This window comes from Bartonella sp. AP58NXGY (assembly GCF_042195785.1).
Lineage (GTDB): Bacteria > Pseudomonadota > Alphaproteobacteria > Rhizobiales > Rhizobiaceae > Bartonella.
Map to the genome: position 1 here is coordinate 260,712 of NZ_JBHIOY010000001.1, position 16,302 is coordinate 277,013.

Genomic DNA, 16,302 nt, shown 5'->3' on the forward strand with positions numbered 1-16,302 from the left:
TTTTCCCCTTGAATTTGGTTTGATAGCTTAAGTATCTCAAGAAATACTTTTTAAATAATGAAGATTGTGCAAGATTTCAGGTTTTTGGGAGAATTGATGTTTCGCAGGAAGGAACAAGCCGGTATAATCATACATTTTGCTCGCTCTTCTGTTAGGTTGTGTTAGGACAACTCTTGGCACTTGAGATGGCCTATGAGGTATTTTTTATCTATACATGAACCTTGCTTATGACAGACAAGGAAGTAATTTTAATGAGATTCAATATGAGAAGGAGGAGAATGAGCTGATTTTACTATATTGGGAGTTATTATTTAATATGAAAAGTTATTTATCATTATAAATCAATGTTTTATACATAAAAGTAATACGATGCTATATTGTTTATTTATCTCTTTTCTTTAAAGAAGTTGTTTATTTTTCTCCTAATTCCACTCCGTCAAGCATTTTTAGCATTGTTTGTGCATAAGTATAAAGTCCTTATTATGCGGTTCCTTTATGTACTTACTTTAATAGGAGAATACGTTCCTTGTGCAAGGCAAAACGCTCACAATAAAACACTGTTGCGTTGCAGATTTATGTGTCTGTTTTAAAGAAATATTTATTAGTCGTTATGTTTCTTTTAAGACGTCGCTCGTAAGAAGTATAACATGAAGCTTACAGAAAACCTCATCCTTATGTTTATGGAGAAAGATGTTGGCATTTATTATTTGCTGTCAATGTTGTGTTTATTATTTAAACGATTTTCAAGATAAGAAGATTTCTTTTTCAAAAAAATTTATACATTGATCGTTTTTTATAATTTTGAATGAGGAAATTTTAAGTGTTTTTCTTATATTTTTGTTCCCTATACTCCGCTCAATATACAAAGCGATGCATTATTCTAATTAATGAGTGTCTTGGTTTAGTTTTTGAAGTTTTTGAACAGCGGATGGTGGCATAGGAGGAGGGGTAGGATCTTGAGCTGCTAAGAGAAGCAGTTCATCACAGGCTTTTTCAGTCTTTTGGACCAGTTGATCTAGAAAATCACGTTTGCTTAAACCAGCCTCTATCGGGGGAAGAATGCGAACGCGGATTGTTCCAGGATAACGGCGAAAATTATTGCGTGGCCAATATAAACCCGCATTGTGTGCAATAGGCACTACTTTAAGCCCTAATTCATTATAGAGCGCGACAATTCCTGACTTATAATCTGGTTCTTGACCGGGTTGTCGGCGTGTTCCTTCGGGAAAAATCAAGATTTGGCGCCCTTGTTTTACTTTCTCTTTTGCTTTTTGTATAATCATTTTTAAGGCTTTGATGGGTGTTGTACGGTTAATGGGGATAATTTGTGTTTTTGCCATATACCAACCAAACAATGGAATCCACATCAATTCACGTTTTAAAATGAGAGTGGGATCATCAAAATAGGGAACAAGACTGAAAGTTTCCCAAGCTGATTGATGCTTTGGAGCAATGATATAGGCTCCTTTGGGAAGATTTTCTAAACCTTCAATCTCATAACTTGTGCCTGCGATGTATTTTTGCAAAAAGAGTGTGACGCGCGCCCATGTTTTAGGTACAATCCATGCTTTTTTACGTGGCATTAAAAAATAAACGGGAGCGTAAAGAATCATTTGTATGAAAGTGGTTGTATAAAAAGCAAACGTAAAAAGAACAGAACGAAGGATAAGCACTACATTTTCCATTTTATAGCTATAAGAGAACTTTCATATATAATATAATTTACATGAGAAAACATCTTCTTTATGTTTTTTCAAGCATCTATTTTTTCGGTAACTCATTTTCCGATATTTAAAAACAGAAGGAAAGAGGTTAATGGAATTACAAAAAGATAAACTTTTTATTCCACGGATTTTATCTATTGCGGGAACAGATCCTTCTGGTGGCGCTGGAATGCAGGCGGATTTGAAGGTTTTTTCAGCTATGAAAACTTATGGTATGAGTGTGGTTACAGCTGTTGTTGCACAAAATACTCAGGGTGTGCGTTCTTTTCAGGCATTAGATGCTTCTTTTGTTGCAGATCAAATTGATTCTGTTTTTGAGGATATCCATGTTGATGCCGTTAAAATTGGTATGGTTGCAAATGCTCAAATTGCACAGGTTATTGCAGAACGTCTTGCTTATCATAAAGCGCGTTTCATTGTTTTTGATCCGGTTATGGTTGCAAAAAGTGGTGATGTTCTTTTAAAGTCTGATGCAATTGAAATTATGCGTGATGTTCTTGTGCCGATGTCAACTTTGATCACACCAAATTTGCCTGAAGCTGCACTGTTATTGGGAGGTGAAGTGCAATGGTCTTTAGAGACTATGTATCAATATGCTCCACGACTCTTGGCGCTAGGGTGCCATGCCGCTCTGTTAAAAGGAGGGCATTTGAATACGCTTACCAGAAATAGTACAGAAAATTACGATTATTCTAGTCCAGATCTTTATTGTGATTGTGAAAACCTTGTTATACTTGAAGCTTCACGTATCATAACGACCAATGATCATGGTACAGGTTGTACTATTGCAGCTGCAATTGCAGCACTTTTACCGACAACACCTTTGGTTTGCGCTGTTAAACAAGCAAAAGATTATCTCAATGATACTTTAGCAGCTTCAACTGTTTTGCAAGTAGGAAAAGGGCGAGGGCCGCTTCACCATTTTTGTAAACTATGGGATGAAAAATAAAGGAGAATCCTATTGAATATTGCGATTGTTTTGGGATCTATACGTCAACCCTCGTTAACAAGAGCTTTAGCTAACTGCTTGGCTGATTGCCTATTGACGCGTGGTGCATCTCTTCATTGGGTTGATTTACGTGAACAGCCTTTGCCGATTGCTGATCCAGATTATCACCATCATGTAGAGGCTAATCCAAGTGCTGCCGTCCGCCAATTTGTTAAAACAATTGCAGCAGCTGATGGTGTTATACTCGCTAGCCCCCTTTATCAAGGATCTTATTCTGGTGTTTTAAAAAATGCTCTTGATCATTTAGCCTATGATGCCTTTTTAAGTAAACCGGTTGGGCTTATTTCTCATGGGAGTACGGCAAAAAGATGTGCACAACCGTGTGAACATTTGTTGCCGGTGGTGCGTACGCTTTATGGGTATGCGCTACAATGTCAAGTCGCTTCGGCTAAAGAGGATTTTACATCAGATGATGAAGGTCGTGCATGGAAAGTCATAAGCAAAGAGGTACGGACACGTTGTGAGCGGCTTGCTGATGAAATGTGTGCATTTTTAAATCAAAAAGCTGGGAGAGATGATAAAAAATGATGAGAAATATCGTTATTTAGTGGTAGGTGGCACGGGGATGCTTGCTCCTTTGTGTCAGTCGCTAAAGCCACAAGAAGTGATTATTGCGGCGCGCGCTTTCTTTCTCATCAGGATCAGCTTGAGGTATTGCAAAAAAACTATATGTGTGTGCCGTTGGATTATTATTGTACGACTTCTCAGACACAATTTTTAGAAACTGTGATGCAATGGCGTGGGTTAAAATTTGCATATTATAGATTTATTCACCTGCCCATGCATTTTCTTGCGCGTTGATTGAGCAGTTGGCTCTTTTACCTAATCCACCATGTATTCTTCATATTTTTGGTTTCGATTCTCATGATTAAATGCTTGTTGATTGTGCGCGCAAAAATAAAGTTGATTTTATATCTGTTAAATTAGGACGAAAAACAACATCAAATGGATGGCGGTGGCTTACCCATCAGGAGATAAGTCAACAGGTATTGGATGCAATGAAAGGTTATGCATGAACTAAAATTTTAATTATTTGAGATGGCGAATTGGGTTCGTTTTTTGTATATTTTTTTGAAACATAGATACTTGTTATGAAGAGGGCAATATAAAAGCCGATTACTGATCGCTTTATGATAGTGCTCAGAATGAATTGTTTTTCATGCTTTGCATACCTAAGGGGAAGTTTCTACTGTCTCTCAATGATGTCCTTCAGATCCAAAAAACCTTTAGCAAATTTAAGATAAAAGAGGTGAATACATCTTAATCATGTGGTTTAAAGAAACCGTCTCCGGTTCAAGAATCAATCATCTCAAATTGTGATTTTTAAGAAAAGAAAAAGATTCATGAAAGAGGCTTTAAATGATCTTTGAAAGTTTTTTTAAGCTCCTTTGGTTATTGTATAAAGCGAAAATTTTTTCTATTAATTAACTAACAGACTAACCATCTAACAAACTATGATGCAACTGTCGTTTTAAATATTTGCTTTCGAGTTCTCCATAATTATCAGTAATAATCAGTAAATTATAGATCATATCAAATAAAAAATTTGCACTTGTTCAACTTAGATTTGTGATAGATATCTTTTTTAAGATAAAGTAAAAAAAATAAGAAAATTTGAGTGAGTCATTTGAAACAATTATGTTTGTAATAACTGATTTTAGCTTTTCACTATCAGTATTAAAGGGGATTGGCCAAGCTTCCTTGGTTATATCGATTGCTTGATCATATTTGAGTTTTGTTGAAAATAATAAATTTTTTTAATTGATGAGCAAAAAAAGAGTTCATAGCTAAACCACTACGTGTTTATTGGAATAAACTTTAAATTCACCAAAGTTTGTAAAACCAAATTTTTTATAAATGCTAATTCCCTCGTGAGAGGCTTGCATACCAATAACATGACATCTCTTTCTTTTTAAATGCTCAATAGCAATTTTTGTCATGAATGTCCCAACACCTCTTTTCTAAAAATCCGGCTTGGTGACAATATCATACACTCCACCAATCCCATCCGCTTTAATACAAAAACATATTGCTACAGGATTATTATTTATATAACCAACGAACATCTCTACATCAGAGTCTTTTTTATAACAACGGCCTATTGTTTCATAAAATATAACCGCTTCTTCATCAAAAGGCTCGAATACTGATGCCATAACATTTCCGTAATCTCTAAAATCTTGAAGAGATTCAACTTCTTTGATTTTGAAGTTATCCGGCATAGAAGTAACATGTGAGTCTATATCTTGCGCTAAAGCTGCCATTCCTACCTCTGTTTCAACATGCTCTAAGCCAATAGATAAGAGAACTTCATCAACTTTATAATGAGACGAATGAGGTCCAACCCACCAAGCTAAAGGTAGTTTCTGCGCATTAAAGGAAGCGATTATAGATTTTGCCTGCTCTACAGGTATAGTTTCTTGTAAATTTTTAGCAGAGATAATATTGAGTGTATCTGAAGCAAATGTTGAATTAATAGAAGAAACGCCATTTGAAAAATCAACAACCTTCATTTTAGGGCACAATTTTGGTAAAAAACGTACTTTTGAACAAAAATTATTCTCTAATGATAAGTCAATTTTTGATTTGTTTAACATTTGTTTTTCTTGTCATTGCTCATCATTTCTAATTAATCTTTTATACGGGGACTGTAAAAAAATCCGTCTAAGTTAAAAATTATTATCTTAGATCTAAGCCCCAATCCAATAGATGCTTCACAAGAAATTACGAATCTTAGAAAAACTTTGAAAAAAGTAAATTGATACAAAACCGAGTGGAAAAATATACAAAACCTGCTGGCAAGCTACATACAGCTACAACAACCGATGATAAGCTATAACTCCATACAAGAACGAATAAATACAAAATTCAATGGAGCGGGCGATGGGATTCGAACCCACGACCCCAACCTTGGCAAGGTTGTGCTCTACCCCTGAGCTACACCCGCTTACCGATTCGATATATGTCTTGTCTGTATGGCGTAGGCTTCTACGAATTGCAACAAAAAAATATCATTTTAGTTTGATTTATTTTGTCCATGTTTAAATAAAATGAAATAAAGATTGATTTTAGAAAATTCTTCAGTAATAAATTATTCCTTTTTTAATTTTTGCATGGAGAGGGGTGGAATATAATGTTGAAGAGAATAAATATATTAGGGGTTATCATTACAACTGTTTTTATGATGAACAGTGTTGCAAAGGCCGATGACCAAGTTAAACACGTTAAAGTTGCAATAACGCAAATTATGGTCCATCCTGCTGCGGATGCTGTTCGTAAAGGTGTGGAAGATGTGCTTGCAGCAAATGGTTATAAGCAAGGTGAAAATTTTCAACTTACCTTTTTATCAGCGCAGGGTAATATTTCAACAGCAACGCAAATTGCGCGTAAATTTGTTGGTGATAAACCCGATGTTATTGTAGCAATTACCACGCCTTCAGCACAAACGATGCTTGCGGCAACAAAAACAATTCCTATCGTCTTTGCAGCAATTTCTGATCCTATCGGAGCTAAAATCGTTTCTTCACTTACCAAGCCTGGCGGTAATATGACGGGGAGTTCTGATCGTATAGATGTTGCAGAAAGTGTTAGACTTTTACAAGAAGTAAAACCAGATTTGAAAAAAATTGGTTATCTTTATAATGCTTCTGAGGCAAATTCTGTTTCGACACTTAAAACGTTAAAGGATGTAGCAAAAAAAGCTGGAATTGAAATTATTCCCTCATCGGCACCAAAGCCTTCAGATGTTCAGGCAGCAACACGCGCTTTAATCGGTAAGGTCGATATTATTTTTGTTCCTGCTGATAATACGATTTTATCTGTTTTAGAAGGTGCAATAAAGGTCTCAGAGGAAGCCAATATGCCTGTATTTACTGTTGATGCGAATACTATCGGGCGCGGGCCTTTTATGACGCAAGGTGTGAATTTCTATGATGTAGGGGTTGATGCTGGGAAATTGGTTGTGCGTATTCTAAAGGGTGAAAAGCCTGGTGATATTGATGTTGTGCAGGCGGCTAATAATGACATTCGAATTGATTTGAAAGCAGCCCAAAAAGCAGGGATTATTATTCCGCAGGCAGTTATTGATCGTGCAACAAAAGTGATTCAATAACTTTTATTGATAGAGTGTTGATACAATAAAAATACGTTAAGTTTTCATGGGGATTGTCTTTACATGAATATATTTGCGTTTTCTGGTGCTGTGGAATTAGGCCTTATTTATGCGTTTGTTGCTATAGGGGTTTATCTTTCATTTCGGGTTTTGGATTTTCCTGATTTAACGGTTGATGGCTCGTTTCTTCTTGGATCCTGTGTCTGTGGTGTTTTGATTCTTTTGGGTTTCAATGCATGGACAGCTATGGCATGCGCTTTTTGTGCAGGTATGGCGGCTGGTTTGTTAACAGCTCTATTGAATTTGCGTTTTGGCATTTTGAATCTTTTAGCTTCTATTTTAACAATGTCAGCACTTTATACAGTTAATCTTCGTATTATGGGAATTATGGGAGGGTCTAATGTTAATTTAGCACTTGCTGATACGGCGTTAACCCCCTTTTATAATCTGTTTGGTTTGTCTGATATTTTTGTGCGTCCTCTTTTCGTTGGTATTGTGTTGCTCGTTATGGCGTTTTTGATTTGGCGCTTTTTGGAAAGTGAAATTGGTCTTGCTATGCGTGCAATGGGCGCTAATCCACGCATGGCGACGGCGCAAGGTGTCCATACATCAGCATTGATATATTTTGGAATGGGGCTTTCCAATGCGTGTGTGGCACTTGGTGGTTCTCTTTATATTCAAACTGCGATTGCAACAGATATTACCGGTGGAATTGGAACAATTGTTTTTGGGTTGGCAGCCGTGATTATCGGTGAAACTCTCTTTCGTACGCGCAATATTTTTTGGATTATAATCAGCTGTATTGTAGGGTCTGTGCTTTATCGTGTGGCGGTGCAATTTGCATTTGAAGCAAATGGCATTGGCATTGATACGTCGACAGATCTTCAGTTGATTACTTCGCTGTTGGTTGTTTTAACCCTTATTGTGCCACGCTATTGGAGGAGGCATAAACGTGATTGAGTTTTTTCATGTTGGGGTCACATTTAAACCGCAAACACCTCTGGAAAAACAGGCTTTAATTGATATTAACCTGAAAATTGATCAGGGTAGTTTTGTTACGGTTATTGGTTCAAATGGTGCTGGTAAATCAACGTTGCTTAGTGTTTTAGCGGGTGCAACGCTTCCCTCAACGGGGAAAGTGGTTATCAATGGACAAAATGTTTCTAGGCAATCAGTCAGTGAACGCGCTGGAAAGATTGCTTGTGTTTTTCAAGATTCTTTAGAGGGAAGTTGTGGTTCTTTAACAATTGAAGAAAATTTGGCTCTTGCTGCTCTTCGAGGAAGTCGTCGTGGTTTGCGTGCGGCTTTAAATCATGAGAAACGGCAATTTTTTCGAGAGAAAATTGCTCAATTAGGCATTGGTCTTGAAGCATATATTCATAATCCTATGGATAGTTTATCAGGTGGGCAACGCCAAGCAGTTTGTCTTGTGATGGCAACATTAGCACATGCGGATGTTTTATTGCTTGATGAACATACCTCAGCGCTTGATCCTGGAATGGCTGATTTTGTGATGCGGTTGACTGAAAAAATCGTTGAAGAGAAAAAATTAACGACTATCATGGTGACTCATTCTATGCGTCAGGCTCTTGATTATGGCGATCGTACCTTGATGTTGCATGGTGGAAAAGTGATTTTGGATGTCTGTCATGAAGAGCGTAAGGGCTTGGATGTCAATGATTTAATTGGCATGTTTCAGAAAGTTCGCGGGGAAGTTCTTGATGATGATGGACTGTTAATGGATTAATAGTGTGGCTCAGAAAAAAGCACATGAAGTTGATCAGTTTCTAATGCGTTTTTCACGTGCTTTTCCTATTGTTCTCATTTATGGGCCAGATCGTGGTCTTATTTGTGAGCGTGCACAATGTTTTGCAAAACTTACACGGGTAGCAATAGAAGATCCATTTTCGACAATTCGTTTGGATGCTGCTGAAATTGATAAAGATCCTGCACGTTTAGAAAATGAAGCGCGTACGTTATCGCTTTTTGGGGGAGATCGTTTGATATGGATCTCTAATGCTGCTAACCAAAAAGGTTTTCTTGCTGCCTTAAAACTTTTAATTGAGAAACCACCAGAAGCTTGTTTTATTCTCATTGAGGCAGGGGATTTAAAAAAAGGAACAGGGTTGCGCAATGCTGTTGAAACAGCATCAAAAGCGATGGCTTTGCCCTGTTTTGCCGATGATATGCGGTCTCTTGACGGTTTGATTGATGAGGTTTTAGGACAGTTTAAGAAGACTCTTTCTTTAGATGCACGTAGATGGTTGCATGAATGTTTAGGGGCGGATCGCCTTGTATCACGCAGTGAATTAGAAAAGCTTTGTCTTTACGCTGCAAATGTTCATATTACTCTTGAAGATGTGAAAGCTGTTGTAAGCGATGTCAGTGCTCTTTCTCAAGATGAAGTCATTGATGCTCTTTTATTGGGCGATATATCAGGCTTTGAAGCGCATTTTAACCGACATGCAGCAGTGCAGGGGGCACTTTTTTTAATTTTGAGTACAGCTCAAAGGCATTTTCAGCAATTACAGCTATTGCGTTATCAGGTAGAGGTTGAAGGAAATTCACCTTTTACGGTGGTTTCTGAAGCTCGTCCTCCCATTTTTTTTCAACGGAAAAAGATCGTTGAACAAGCTTTAAAATATTGGAAGTTAGAACAAATTTCTTATGCAATGGAAAGAATTCAGAGTGCTGTTTTAGACAGTCGTAAAAATCCACTTTTGGGCGAAGCTATCATTCGTCAAGTTTTGTTAGGGCTTACAATTATTGCACGACGCCAGATGGCAGCTTAACAGCCTAGAAATATAATGATTTTTTATTTTTGGTATACCATAGAGGTATTTTCAGCAATTACAGCTCTTGCGTTATCAGGTAGAGGTTAAAGGTGCTGTATTTTTGAGGAGGCGTTTTTAGAGCTTGAAAGTTTGATAAAAACTTTCCTTCAAAAGACAATTTTGATACAGTTTTATTATCTTATTGTGCCGCAAAACACTGTACTTTAGGTTAGTAATATAAGGCTCAGGTGAAATTTTACGCCTTCGGTGTTTTTGTATGAGGATGTGGTGAATATTAAACGTCTTCAGAGAGTCCTAATAGCGTAATCCCTTTCATGAAAGACAGAATGTTCCAAACAGAATATACTTGTGTGGCAAATTCTACGCTTTTTTAGAAATATTTTTCAATGCGCCTCATATCTATTTCGCGGCGACGCTCATGAATGTTATAGCGGTAAAATTTCGAAGAATATAAAATCTGTAGGATACTCCTATCTTTACGCTTTTAATGAAAGTGCAAACCGGCACTCATTATGTGCTTTATATATTTTTCTCGCTTTTAATGTTGTTACAGTCCTTGGCATTAGAGAATATGAGGCTTTTTATTCTTTTTTTTGAGAGTAAATTAGTGAGATAAAGTAAACTAGTAAGATTTTGTGTAGCGTCGTTGTTATCTTGATAAAGGGGGGTGAGAGTGCATTTACATTTTTCATCACTCATTTTAGTATTTTTTGTAGGTAAAACGATCTGTTGTCAGCTTGGCATAGGTGATGATTGTAAGCTGCGTTATTCTTTATTCTCTAGTTGTAGTTTTTTAATGTTTTGCGCATAACTCTTAAACAAACAGACAGGACAATTATGATTTTTACAATTGTCTTTGTTGTTCTTTGCACAGAATCTTTAAAGGTGAAAGATGCTCCATATTCAATTTGAAAAAATAGCGCTCATAGGGATTGGTTTGATTGGATCTTCTTTAGCAAGAGTGATTAAAAAGAAAAATCTTTCAGTTCAGACTTCTATTGCAACGCGTCGTCAAGAAACACTGAAAAGAGCGCGCGAATTAGAACTTGGAGATTTTTATACAACAGATAATGCAGAGGCTGTTAAAGGTGCAGATCTCGTTATTATTTCTGTTCCTGTTGGAGCAAGTGCAGAGGTGGCAAAAGACATTCATGATCATCTAAAACAGGGGGCGATTGTAAGTGATGTTGGTTCTACAAAAGAATTGGTTATTACAGAAATGGCGCCTTTATTGCCCAAAACGGTTCATTTTATTCCAGGGCATCCTATTGCTGGAACGGAATATTCAGGTCCAGACGCTGGTTTTGCTGATTTGTTTATCAATCGCTGGTGTATTTTAACGCCTTTTGCAGATAGTGATGCGGAGGCTGTAGCACGATTGACAGCGTTTTGGGAAGCTTGTGGTGCGCGTGTCGAAAAGATGGAGCCTAAGCATCATGATCTTGTTTTGGCTATTGTTTCACATTTACCTCATTTGATTGCGTATAATACTGTTGGGACAGCGAGTGATTTAGAAAAAGTAACAAATTCAGAAGTGATTGCTTATTCTGCTTCTGGTTTTCGTGATTTTACGCGTTTGGCATCTTCTGATCCCGTTATGTGGCGGGATATTTGTTTGCATAATAAAGATGCTATTTTAGAAATGCTAGGTCGTTTTAGTGAAGGGCTTGCTTTTTTAGAACAGGCAATTCGTTTAGGGGATGGTGAAACGCTGTTTAATTTTTTTACGCGTACGCGTGCTGTACGCCGTAATATCATCGCAGCGGGACAGGAAATTGATGCCCCTGACTTTGGGCGTCATAGTCTTCCTAAAGAGAGGATGTAAATTAAGAGATTTTTGAATTTTGTGTTGTTTTGCTTATTCCTATCATGCCTCTTTATTGGGATATATGTCCTTTTAAATTGTGTGTTATGATAACAATACGGTGCAATTCTCAATAATTTGTACGATAATAAGTGCACTTACCTTTGTCTTTTAGTCTGTGCTCTAAAATGATTTTTGACCTTTATGAGGAGTGCTTGTGGTTTTGGTTAGCTAATCGCAAAAATTAAAGCAAAATTCATGGAGATATGCTTTAATTTTGATTTATTTCATATCAATGGACATGTAATTCTCATTCAAAGGATTACGATTAGAAAAAGTATAAAATCATTTTTTGAAAGATAAAATCTTTGTTCAATAATCTTTCGTATTGCTGAGAGTAAAGACCTATAAAACTCTTCTATAATTTGATTTTCACGAATATAATCTAAGAGATTTGCGAAGGGTTTTTCAGGGAGAAGGGGTTGTATGAGTTTCTGTAAATCAATGCAAAGAGTGTTGTATTATGAGTGTTGTCTCGCAAAGTATTTTATAAAAAATAGGAGAGTATTCTCTAATCGGTAGCCAGTATATTTTTCATTTTATGATATGGTTTTCTTCATAAAGCTTGTATAATTGCTGTCAATTGTAAATTAATATTCAAATCTCATGCAGCAACATGTTTGAAATAAATATTAAGATGCTTCAGTGTTTTCGTTTTTTTAGCTTTTGTATGCCTGTTTGGGGCGGGAATATCCTCTCTGTTTGATTGATCTGTTGAAGCGAGAAAACAACTTTATTTGAGAAAACTATAAAAGAAGGAAAGGGAGAAATTCTTTTTCATCTATCTCCTTTTAATGAAATTTTACACTGTGAAAAAAAATTCATTGAAATATTTTTGCCTCACATTTTTTTTCGCGTTTTATGATTACGCTACTTAATGTAAAACAAAAGGCTTCAAACAGAATACAATTGCTTGGTACAATTTGTTGGCTTATTCTTTTCATTTTTGGGACAGAGTGAGACTTGACCGCGTGGATTATTGCCCTTTATACTAAAAAATGTTTGTTTTTAAAGTCTTGATGGTTTTTATAAAGCTTAGGATATCTGAAAAAAGGATGTTACCAGAAAGTATTGAGGTTTGTTAAAAAATATCTTTTGGTATAGCTATCGTATTTTTTGTGACGCAATAAGCCATTATTGGCGTGATAATGGGAGTGCTTTTGCAAGCCATGTTGCGCTATCAGGGCTTTTAGCATTTTTTCCTTTCTTTATTTTTGGAATATCTTTTGCTCGTTTTCTAGGGGCTTTTACCTATACACCACAAAAAATTAAAGCATTGGTGCAGTTATTGCCTGATGTTATTGCAGAGCCTTTATCTCAGGAAATTGTCAATGTTTTAACCATTCATCGAGGAGGTGTATTGACGCTTTCTGTCATTGGAGCGGCTTATTTTGCTTCTAATGGGATAGAGGCTTTGCGTACGGCTTTAAATAAAGCTTACCGAGTTACTGAGCGACGGAGCTTGTTGTTTTGTCGTTTTCAAAGTTTGTTTTTTGTGATCCTTGGAGCTGTTGGTCTTGTTGTGATTAGCTTTTTGTTGATTCTCGCACCTTTGCTAACCAAAATTATGCAAAATCATTCTTTTTTTATGACTGAATACATTGGTATTATTCGTTTATGGCGTTATACAGTTGCAGTCGTTATTTTGTTTATCAGTCTTTTGATTGTTCATAAATGGCTTCCAGCAGGGCAGCGGAAATTTATAGATGTTTTACCTGGAATCGTGGTGACAATGTTTGTATGGTTTATGGCTTCTCTTGCTTTTGCACAATATTTGACGATGTTTGATTATATTTCAACCTATGCGGGGTTAGCATCTATTATGGTTGCCATTATTTTTCTTTACATCTTAAGCGCAATTTTTATTTTGGGAGGTGAAATAAACGCTGCAATAATGTTTTATCGTAACTATTGGCGCTCTCTTCGATGAATGAAAAAAACTGTAGATCGTACGAAAATCAAAAGATAGATAGAAGAATAAGACCTGCCATTACTTTGTTGGTTGATGCGGATGCTTGTCCTGTAAAAGATGAAATTTATCGTGTTATGAATCGTTATCAGCTTAAAACATTCATTGTCGCAAACCGTTTTCTTTCTCTTCCCGATGAAGCACTCATTGAAAGAATCGTCGTTTCTGGTGGGCTCGATAGTGCGGATGATTGGATTGTAGAACATGTACATGAGGCGAGTATCGTTATTACCAGTGATATTCCTTTAGCAGCACGGGTTGTGCAAGCTGGGGGTTTTTGTCTTTCTCCAACAGGGCGTATTTTTGATGCAAATTCAATTGGTCAAGCGTTAGCAATGCGCAATTTGATGGAAAATTTAAGAGAGCAGGGGCACGTCACAGGAGGACCGCGTTCTTTTTGTGGTACAGATCGTTCTACTTTTTTGTCAGCATTGGATTTGACTATCCAACGTTTAAAAAGGCGCGGTTATTAGGTTATTGTGCTTCTTTCATGACAGCTTTTATAAGTGCTTTGGCATCGTCATTGGCCCATGGAGCTGCACCATTATATGAAGCAATGAGATAACCATTTTTATCAACGAGAAGAGTGACGGGTAATCCTAAAGCAAGTCCTTGTTTTCTCATGTCGTTGAAGATATTCATGGTTTCATCGCGGTAGTAAACTAAATTATCCGCGTGAATATCTTGCAGAAATCGCTGAATTTTTTCAGGAGAAGCTGTTTTATCGATATTAATCGCTATGACGTCGAAGTTTTCTCCTCCCAATTCGCGTTTTAATTGTGCCAGTTCGGGCATTTCTGTGCGGCAAGGAACGCACCAGATAGCCCATAGATTGATGAGTATCGGTTTTCCGGTAAAATCAGCGAGTGTGTGATCCTTTCCTTGAATATCCTTAAAAGAGAGGTTTTTCATATCTAAGAGCGTATCCGTAAATCGCATGTGAGCAAACAAACCGGTTGCAGCTTTTTGGATTGCTGTCATTTTTTTGTCTTGTACTTTTTCGATATTTTCTTTTGAAATAAAGGTGGCATAAGAAGCACCACTCTTGTCATGATAACTTTTTATTGCGTATAAACTGATACCAACGAAGATTATGACAACAAAAAAGGATGCTATGAAAATTTGCCGCTTTTTATTTTTCTTCTTTGGACTATTAAATTTTTGAGGAATCATGATTTTTATCCTTTTTATAGGTGTTTTTAGACTATGACAGATGAGAAGTTAAAAAACCCAATGTGGGGGGGACGGTTTATTGCAGGACCTGCTGCAGTTATGGAAGAAATTAACGCCTCAATTGATGTTGATCAAAAACTCTATCGGCAAGATATTGAAGGTTCGCTTTCTCATGCTGCGATGTTAGCGCAAACAAAGATTATTTTACAGTCTGATTATGAAAAAATTTCTCATGGTTTAAAAATTATTCACCAAGAAATTGAAGAGAATAAATTTATTTTTTCACGAAAGCTTGAAGATATTCATATGAATATTGAAGCGCGGCTGAGTGCGTTGATTGGTCCTGTTGCTGGGCGTTTGCATACGGCGCGTTCACGCAATGATCAAGTGGCTGTTGATTTTCGCTTGTGGGTACGTGAAGCAACGCAAAAGATAGCACAAGCTTTAAAAGGATTGATAGAGCAATTACTTATTCGCGCAGAACAACATGTTGATACCTTTATGCCAGGCTTTACGCATTTACAATTGGCTCAACCCGTAACATTTGGCCATTATATGATGGCTTATGTTGAAATGTTTGGTCGAGATTTATCGCGGATGCGTGATGCTCTTGAGCGAATGAATGAATCCCCTTTGGGTGCTGCTGCTTTAGCAGGAACAAGTTTTCCGATTGATCGCTTTATGACAGCACAAGCACTAGGTTTTCGGGAACCTACACGCAATTCAATTGATAGTGTTTCTGATCGTGACTTTGCATTGGAGTTTTTAAGTGCTGGTGCTCTTTGTGCGATGCATCTTTCGCGTTTAGCGGAAGAAATAATTCTTTGGTCAAGTGAACAGTTTTGTTTTATTCATTTGTCAGATGCTTTTTCAACGGGTTCGTCTATTATGCCACAAAAGAGAAATCCTGATGCGGCAGAGTTAGTACGGGCGAAAGCAGGTCGATTGAATGGAGCGCTTATGGGATTGTTAACGGTGATGAAAGGATTACCGCTTGCTTATTCAAAGGATATGCAAGAAGATAAAGAATATGTATTTGATGGGGCTTTGAGTTTGGAATTATCACTAGCAGCAATGACAGGGATGATTGCTGACTTGAAAGTGAATAAAAAAGCTATGAAACAAGCAGCGGATTTGGGGTATGCAACCGCTACGGATTTTGCTGATTGGCTTGTCCGTGAGTTAGGGATTCCTTTTCGTGAAGCACATCACATAACAGGGCGTGCTGTGGCATTGGCAGAAGGAAAACAATGTCGCCTTCAGGATTTATCATTAGATGAACTTCAAGCAATTTGTCCTGATGTCAATGCGACACTTTTTGATGTTTTGACCGTTGAAAAATCTGTTGAAAGTCGCAAAAGCTTTGGGGGAACAGCACCTTCAGAGGTTCTTCGGCAAATTGCGTATTGGAAAAAGCGTCTTATAACAGCTTGAATGATTGTATTTTAAAAGAGAGCAAGATGAGGAAAGAGGACAGATGAAAATTATAATAAAGGGGTTGATGGTTGTCCTTTTTGGGGGCTTGGGTGTTGTTGGGTGTGGGCGTAAAGGGTCATTGGAGATGCCTCCTACAAGTGTGGAAAAACCTACGCAGGGAACATCTGTTGCTAAAAGTGAAGATGATAAACCTTTTATTCTTGATCGTTTGATAAAGTAG

Annotated in this window: 15 protein-coding genes, 1 tRNA gene and 1 pseudogene; 12 read left to right on the forward strand and 5 right to left on the reverse strand. The window is 37.1% G+C overall.

Annotated elements, in window-relative coordinates:
* Positions 1-884 precede the first annotated feature (884 nt).
* Positions 885-1,685 (reverse strand): lysophospholipid acyltransferase family protein, encoded by an 801-nt coding sequence (locus ACFINC_RS00950; RefSeq protein ID WP_375615701.1) that lies wholly within the window; start codon positions 1,683-1,685, stop codon positions 885-887.
* Between the two features lie 130 nt (positions 1,686-1,815).
* On the opposite strand from ACFINC_RS00950, the gene thiD reads away from it, so the two are divergent.
* From thiD to ACFINC_RS00965, 3 genes and pseudogenes are all read left to right on the forward strand, one after another.
* Positions 1,816-2,673 (forward strand): bifunctional hydroxymethylpyrimidine kinase/phosphomethylpyrimidine kinase, encoded by an 858-nt coding sequence (gene thiD, locus ACFINC_RS00955; RefSeq protein ID WP_375615702.1) that lies wholly within the window; start codon positions 1,816-1,818, stop codon positions 2,671-2,673.
* Positions 2,674-2,685: 12 nt separating this feature from the next.
* Positions 2,686-3,261: an NADPH-dependent FMN reductase gene (locus tag ACFINC_RS00960; protein WP_375615703.1), complete on the forward strand. Its 576-nt coding sequence runs from the start codon at positions 2,686-2,688 to the stop codon at positions 3,259-3,261.
* A gap of 646 nt (positions 3,262-3,907) precedes the next feature.
* Positions 3,908-4,060: pseudogene (locus ACFINC_RS00965) on the forward strand (DNA adenine methylase); the annotation flags it as partial.
* Positions 4,061-4,520: 460 nt separating this feature from the next.
* Here ACFINC_RS00965 and ACFINC_RS00970 read toward each other — a convergent pair.
* The 3 genes from ACFINC_RS00970 to ACFINC_RS00980 all read right to left on the reverse strand — a co-directional run bounded on the left by ACFINC_RS00970 (position 4,521) and on the right by ACFINC_RS00980 (position 5,680).
* The gene (locus tag ACFINC_RS00970; protein WP_375615704.1) at positions 4,521-4,673 is read right to left on the reverse strand and encodes a hypothetical protein; all 153 of its coding nucleotides are present in this window, start codon (positions 4,671-4,673) and stop codon (positions 4,521-4,523) included.
* A gap of 21 nt (positions 4,674-4,694) precedes the next feature.
* On the reverse strand, positions 4,695-5,330 hold the full coding sequence (locus ACFINC_RS00975; RefSeq protein WP_375615705.1) for an N-acetyltransferase: 636 nt from the start codon (positions 5,328-5,330) through the stop codon (positions 4,695-4,697).
* 275 nt (positions 5,331-5,605) lie between these two features.
* A tRNA-Gly gene (locus tag ACFINC_RS00980) sits at positions 5,606-5,680 on the reverse strand.
* A gap of 186 nt (positions 5,681-5,866) precedes the next feature.
* Here ACFINC_RS00980 and ACFINC_RS00985 point away from each other — a divergent pair.
* The 7 genes from ACFINC_RS00985 to ACFINC_RS01015 all read left to right on the forward strand — a co-directional run bounded on the left by ACFINC_RS00985 (position 5,867) and on the right by ACFINC_RS01015 (position 13,945).
* A complete protein-coding gene (locus ACFINC_RS00985; protein WP_375615706.1) occupies positions 5,867-6,844 on the forward strand; it encodes an ABC transporter substrate-binding protein in 978 nt (325 codons plus the stop codon).
* A 63-nt stretch (positions 6,845-6,907) separates the two neighbouring features.
* Positions 6,908-7,804, forward strand: coding sequence for an ABC transporter permease (locus ACFINC_RS00990; protein WP_375612740.1), 897 nt, complete (start codon positions 6,908-6,910; stop codon positions 7,802-7,804).
* Complete coding sequence (locus tag ACFINC_RS00995) at positions 7,797-8,591, forward strand: ABC transporter ATP-binding protein (protein WP_375615707.1); 795 nt, start codon at positions 7,797-7,799, stop codon at positions 8,589-8,591. Before ACFINC_RS00990 ends, ACFINC_RS00995 begins: the two co-directional genes overlap by 8 nt.
* Positions 8,592-8,595: 4 nt before the next feature.
* On the forward strand, positions 8,596-9,636 hold the full coding sequence (holA, locus tag ACFINC_RS01000) for a DNA polymerase III subunit delta (RefSeq protein WP_375615708.1): 1,041 nt from the start codon (positions 8,596-8,598) through the stop codon (positions 9,634-9,636).
* Positions 9,637-10,531: 895 nt separating this feature from the next.
* Entirely contained in the window at positions 10,532-11,464 is a 933-nt protein-coding gene (locus tag ACFINC_RS01005; RefSeq protein ID WP_375615709.1) for a prephenate/arogenate dehydrogenase family protein, read from the forward strand.
* Positions 11,465-12,581: 1,117 nt separating this feature from the next.
* A complete protein-coding gene (locus tag ACFINC_RS01010) occupies positions 12,582-13,433 on the forward strand; it encodes a YihY/virulence factor BrkB family protein (RefSeq protein WP_375615710.1) in 852 nt (283 codons plus the stop codon).
* Entirely contained in the window at positions 13,430-13,945 is a 516-nt protein-coding gene (locus ACFINC_RS01015; RefSeq protein ID WP_375615711.1) for a YaiI/YqxD family protein, read from the forward strand. The genes ACFINC_RS01010 and ACFINC_RS01015 overlap by 4 nt, the downstream gene beginning before the upstream one ends.
* 1 nt (position 13,946) lies before the next feature.
* Here ACFINC_RS01015 and ACFINC_RS01020 read toward each other — a convergent pair whose 3' ends face one another.
* The gene (locus ACFINC_RS01020) at positions 13,947-14,645 is read right to left on the reverse strand and encodes a TlpA disulfide reductase family protein (RefSeq protein ID WP_375615712.1); all 699 of its coding nucleotides are present in this window, start codon (positions 14,643-14,645) and stop codon (positions 13,947-13,949) included.
* 33 nt (positions 14,646-14,678) lie between these two features.
* Here ACFINC_RS01020 and argH point away from each other — a divergent pair, with 33 nt between their 5' ends.
* Both argH and ACFINC_RS01030 read left to right on the forward strand, forming a co-directional pair.
* Positions 14,679-16,079 carry an argininosuccinate lyase gene (gene argH, locus ACFINC_RS01025; protein ID WP_375615713.1) on the forward strand — a complete coding sequence of 467 codons (1,401 nt, stop codon included), beginning with the start codon at positions 14,679-14,681 and terminating at the stop codon, positions 16,077-16,079.
* A 43-nt stretch (positions 16,080-16,122) separates the two neighbouring features.
* Complete coding sequence (locus ACFINC_RS01030) at positions 16,123-16,302, forward strand: LPS translocon maturation chaperone LptM (protein ID WP_375615714.1); 180 nt, start codon at positions 16,123-16,125, stop codon at positions 16,300-16,302.

Coding starts and splice junctions, on each gene's coding strand:
- ACFINC_RS00985 (WP_375615706.1), top strand. CDS start 5,867: ATGTTGAAGAGAATAAATATATTAGGGGTTATCATTACAACTGTTTTT.
- ACFINC_RS01020 (WP_375615712.1), bottom strand. CDS start 14,645: ATGATTCCTCAAAAATTTAATAGTCCAAAGAAGAAAAATAAAAAGCGG.
- ACFINC_RS01005 (WP_375615709.1), top strand. CDS start 10,532: ATGCTCCATATTCAATTTGAAAAAATAGCGCTCATAGGGATTGGTTTG.
- ACFINC_RS00975 (WP_375615705.1), bottom strand. CDS start 5,330: ATGTTAAACAAATCAAAAATTGACTTATCATTAGAGAATAATTTTTGT.
- thiD (WP_375615702.1), top strand. CDS start 1,816: ATGGAATTACAAAAAGATAAACTTTTTATTCCACGGATTTTATCTATT.
- ACFINC_RS00970 (WP_375615704.1), bottom strand. CDS start 4,673: ATGACAAAAATTGCTATTGAGCATTTAAAAAGAAAGAGATGTCATGTT.
- ACFINC_RS00950 (WP_375615701.1), bottom strand. CDS start 1,685: ATGGAAAATGTAGTGCTTATCCTTCGTTCTGTTCTTTTTACGTTTGCT.
- ACFINC_RS01015 (WP_375615711.1), top strand. CDS start 13,430: ATGAATGAAAAAAACTGTAGATCGTACGAAAATCAAAAGATAGATAGA.
- ACFINC_RS00990 (WP_375612740.1), top strand. CDS start 6,908: ATGAATATATTTGCGTTTTCTGGTGCTGTGGAATTAGGCCTTATTTAT.
- ACFINC_RS01030 (WP_375615714.1), top strand. CDS start 16,123: ATGAAAATTATAATAAAGGGGTTGATGGTTGTCCTTTTTGGGGGCTTG.
- argH (WP_375615713.1), top strand. CDS start 14,679: ATGACAGATGAGAAGTTAAAAAACCCAATGTGGGGGGGACGGTTTATT.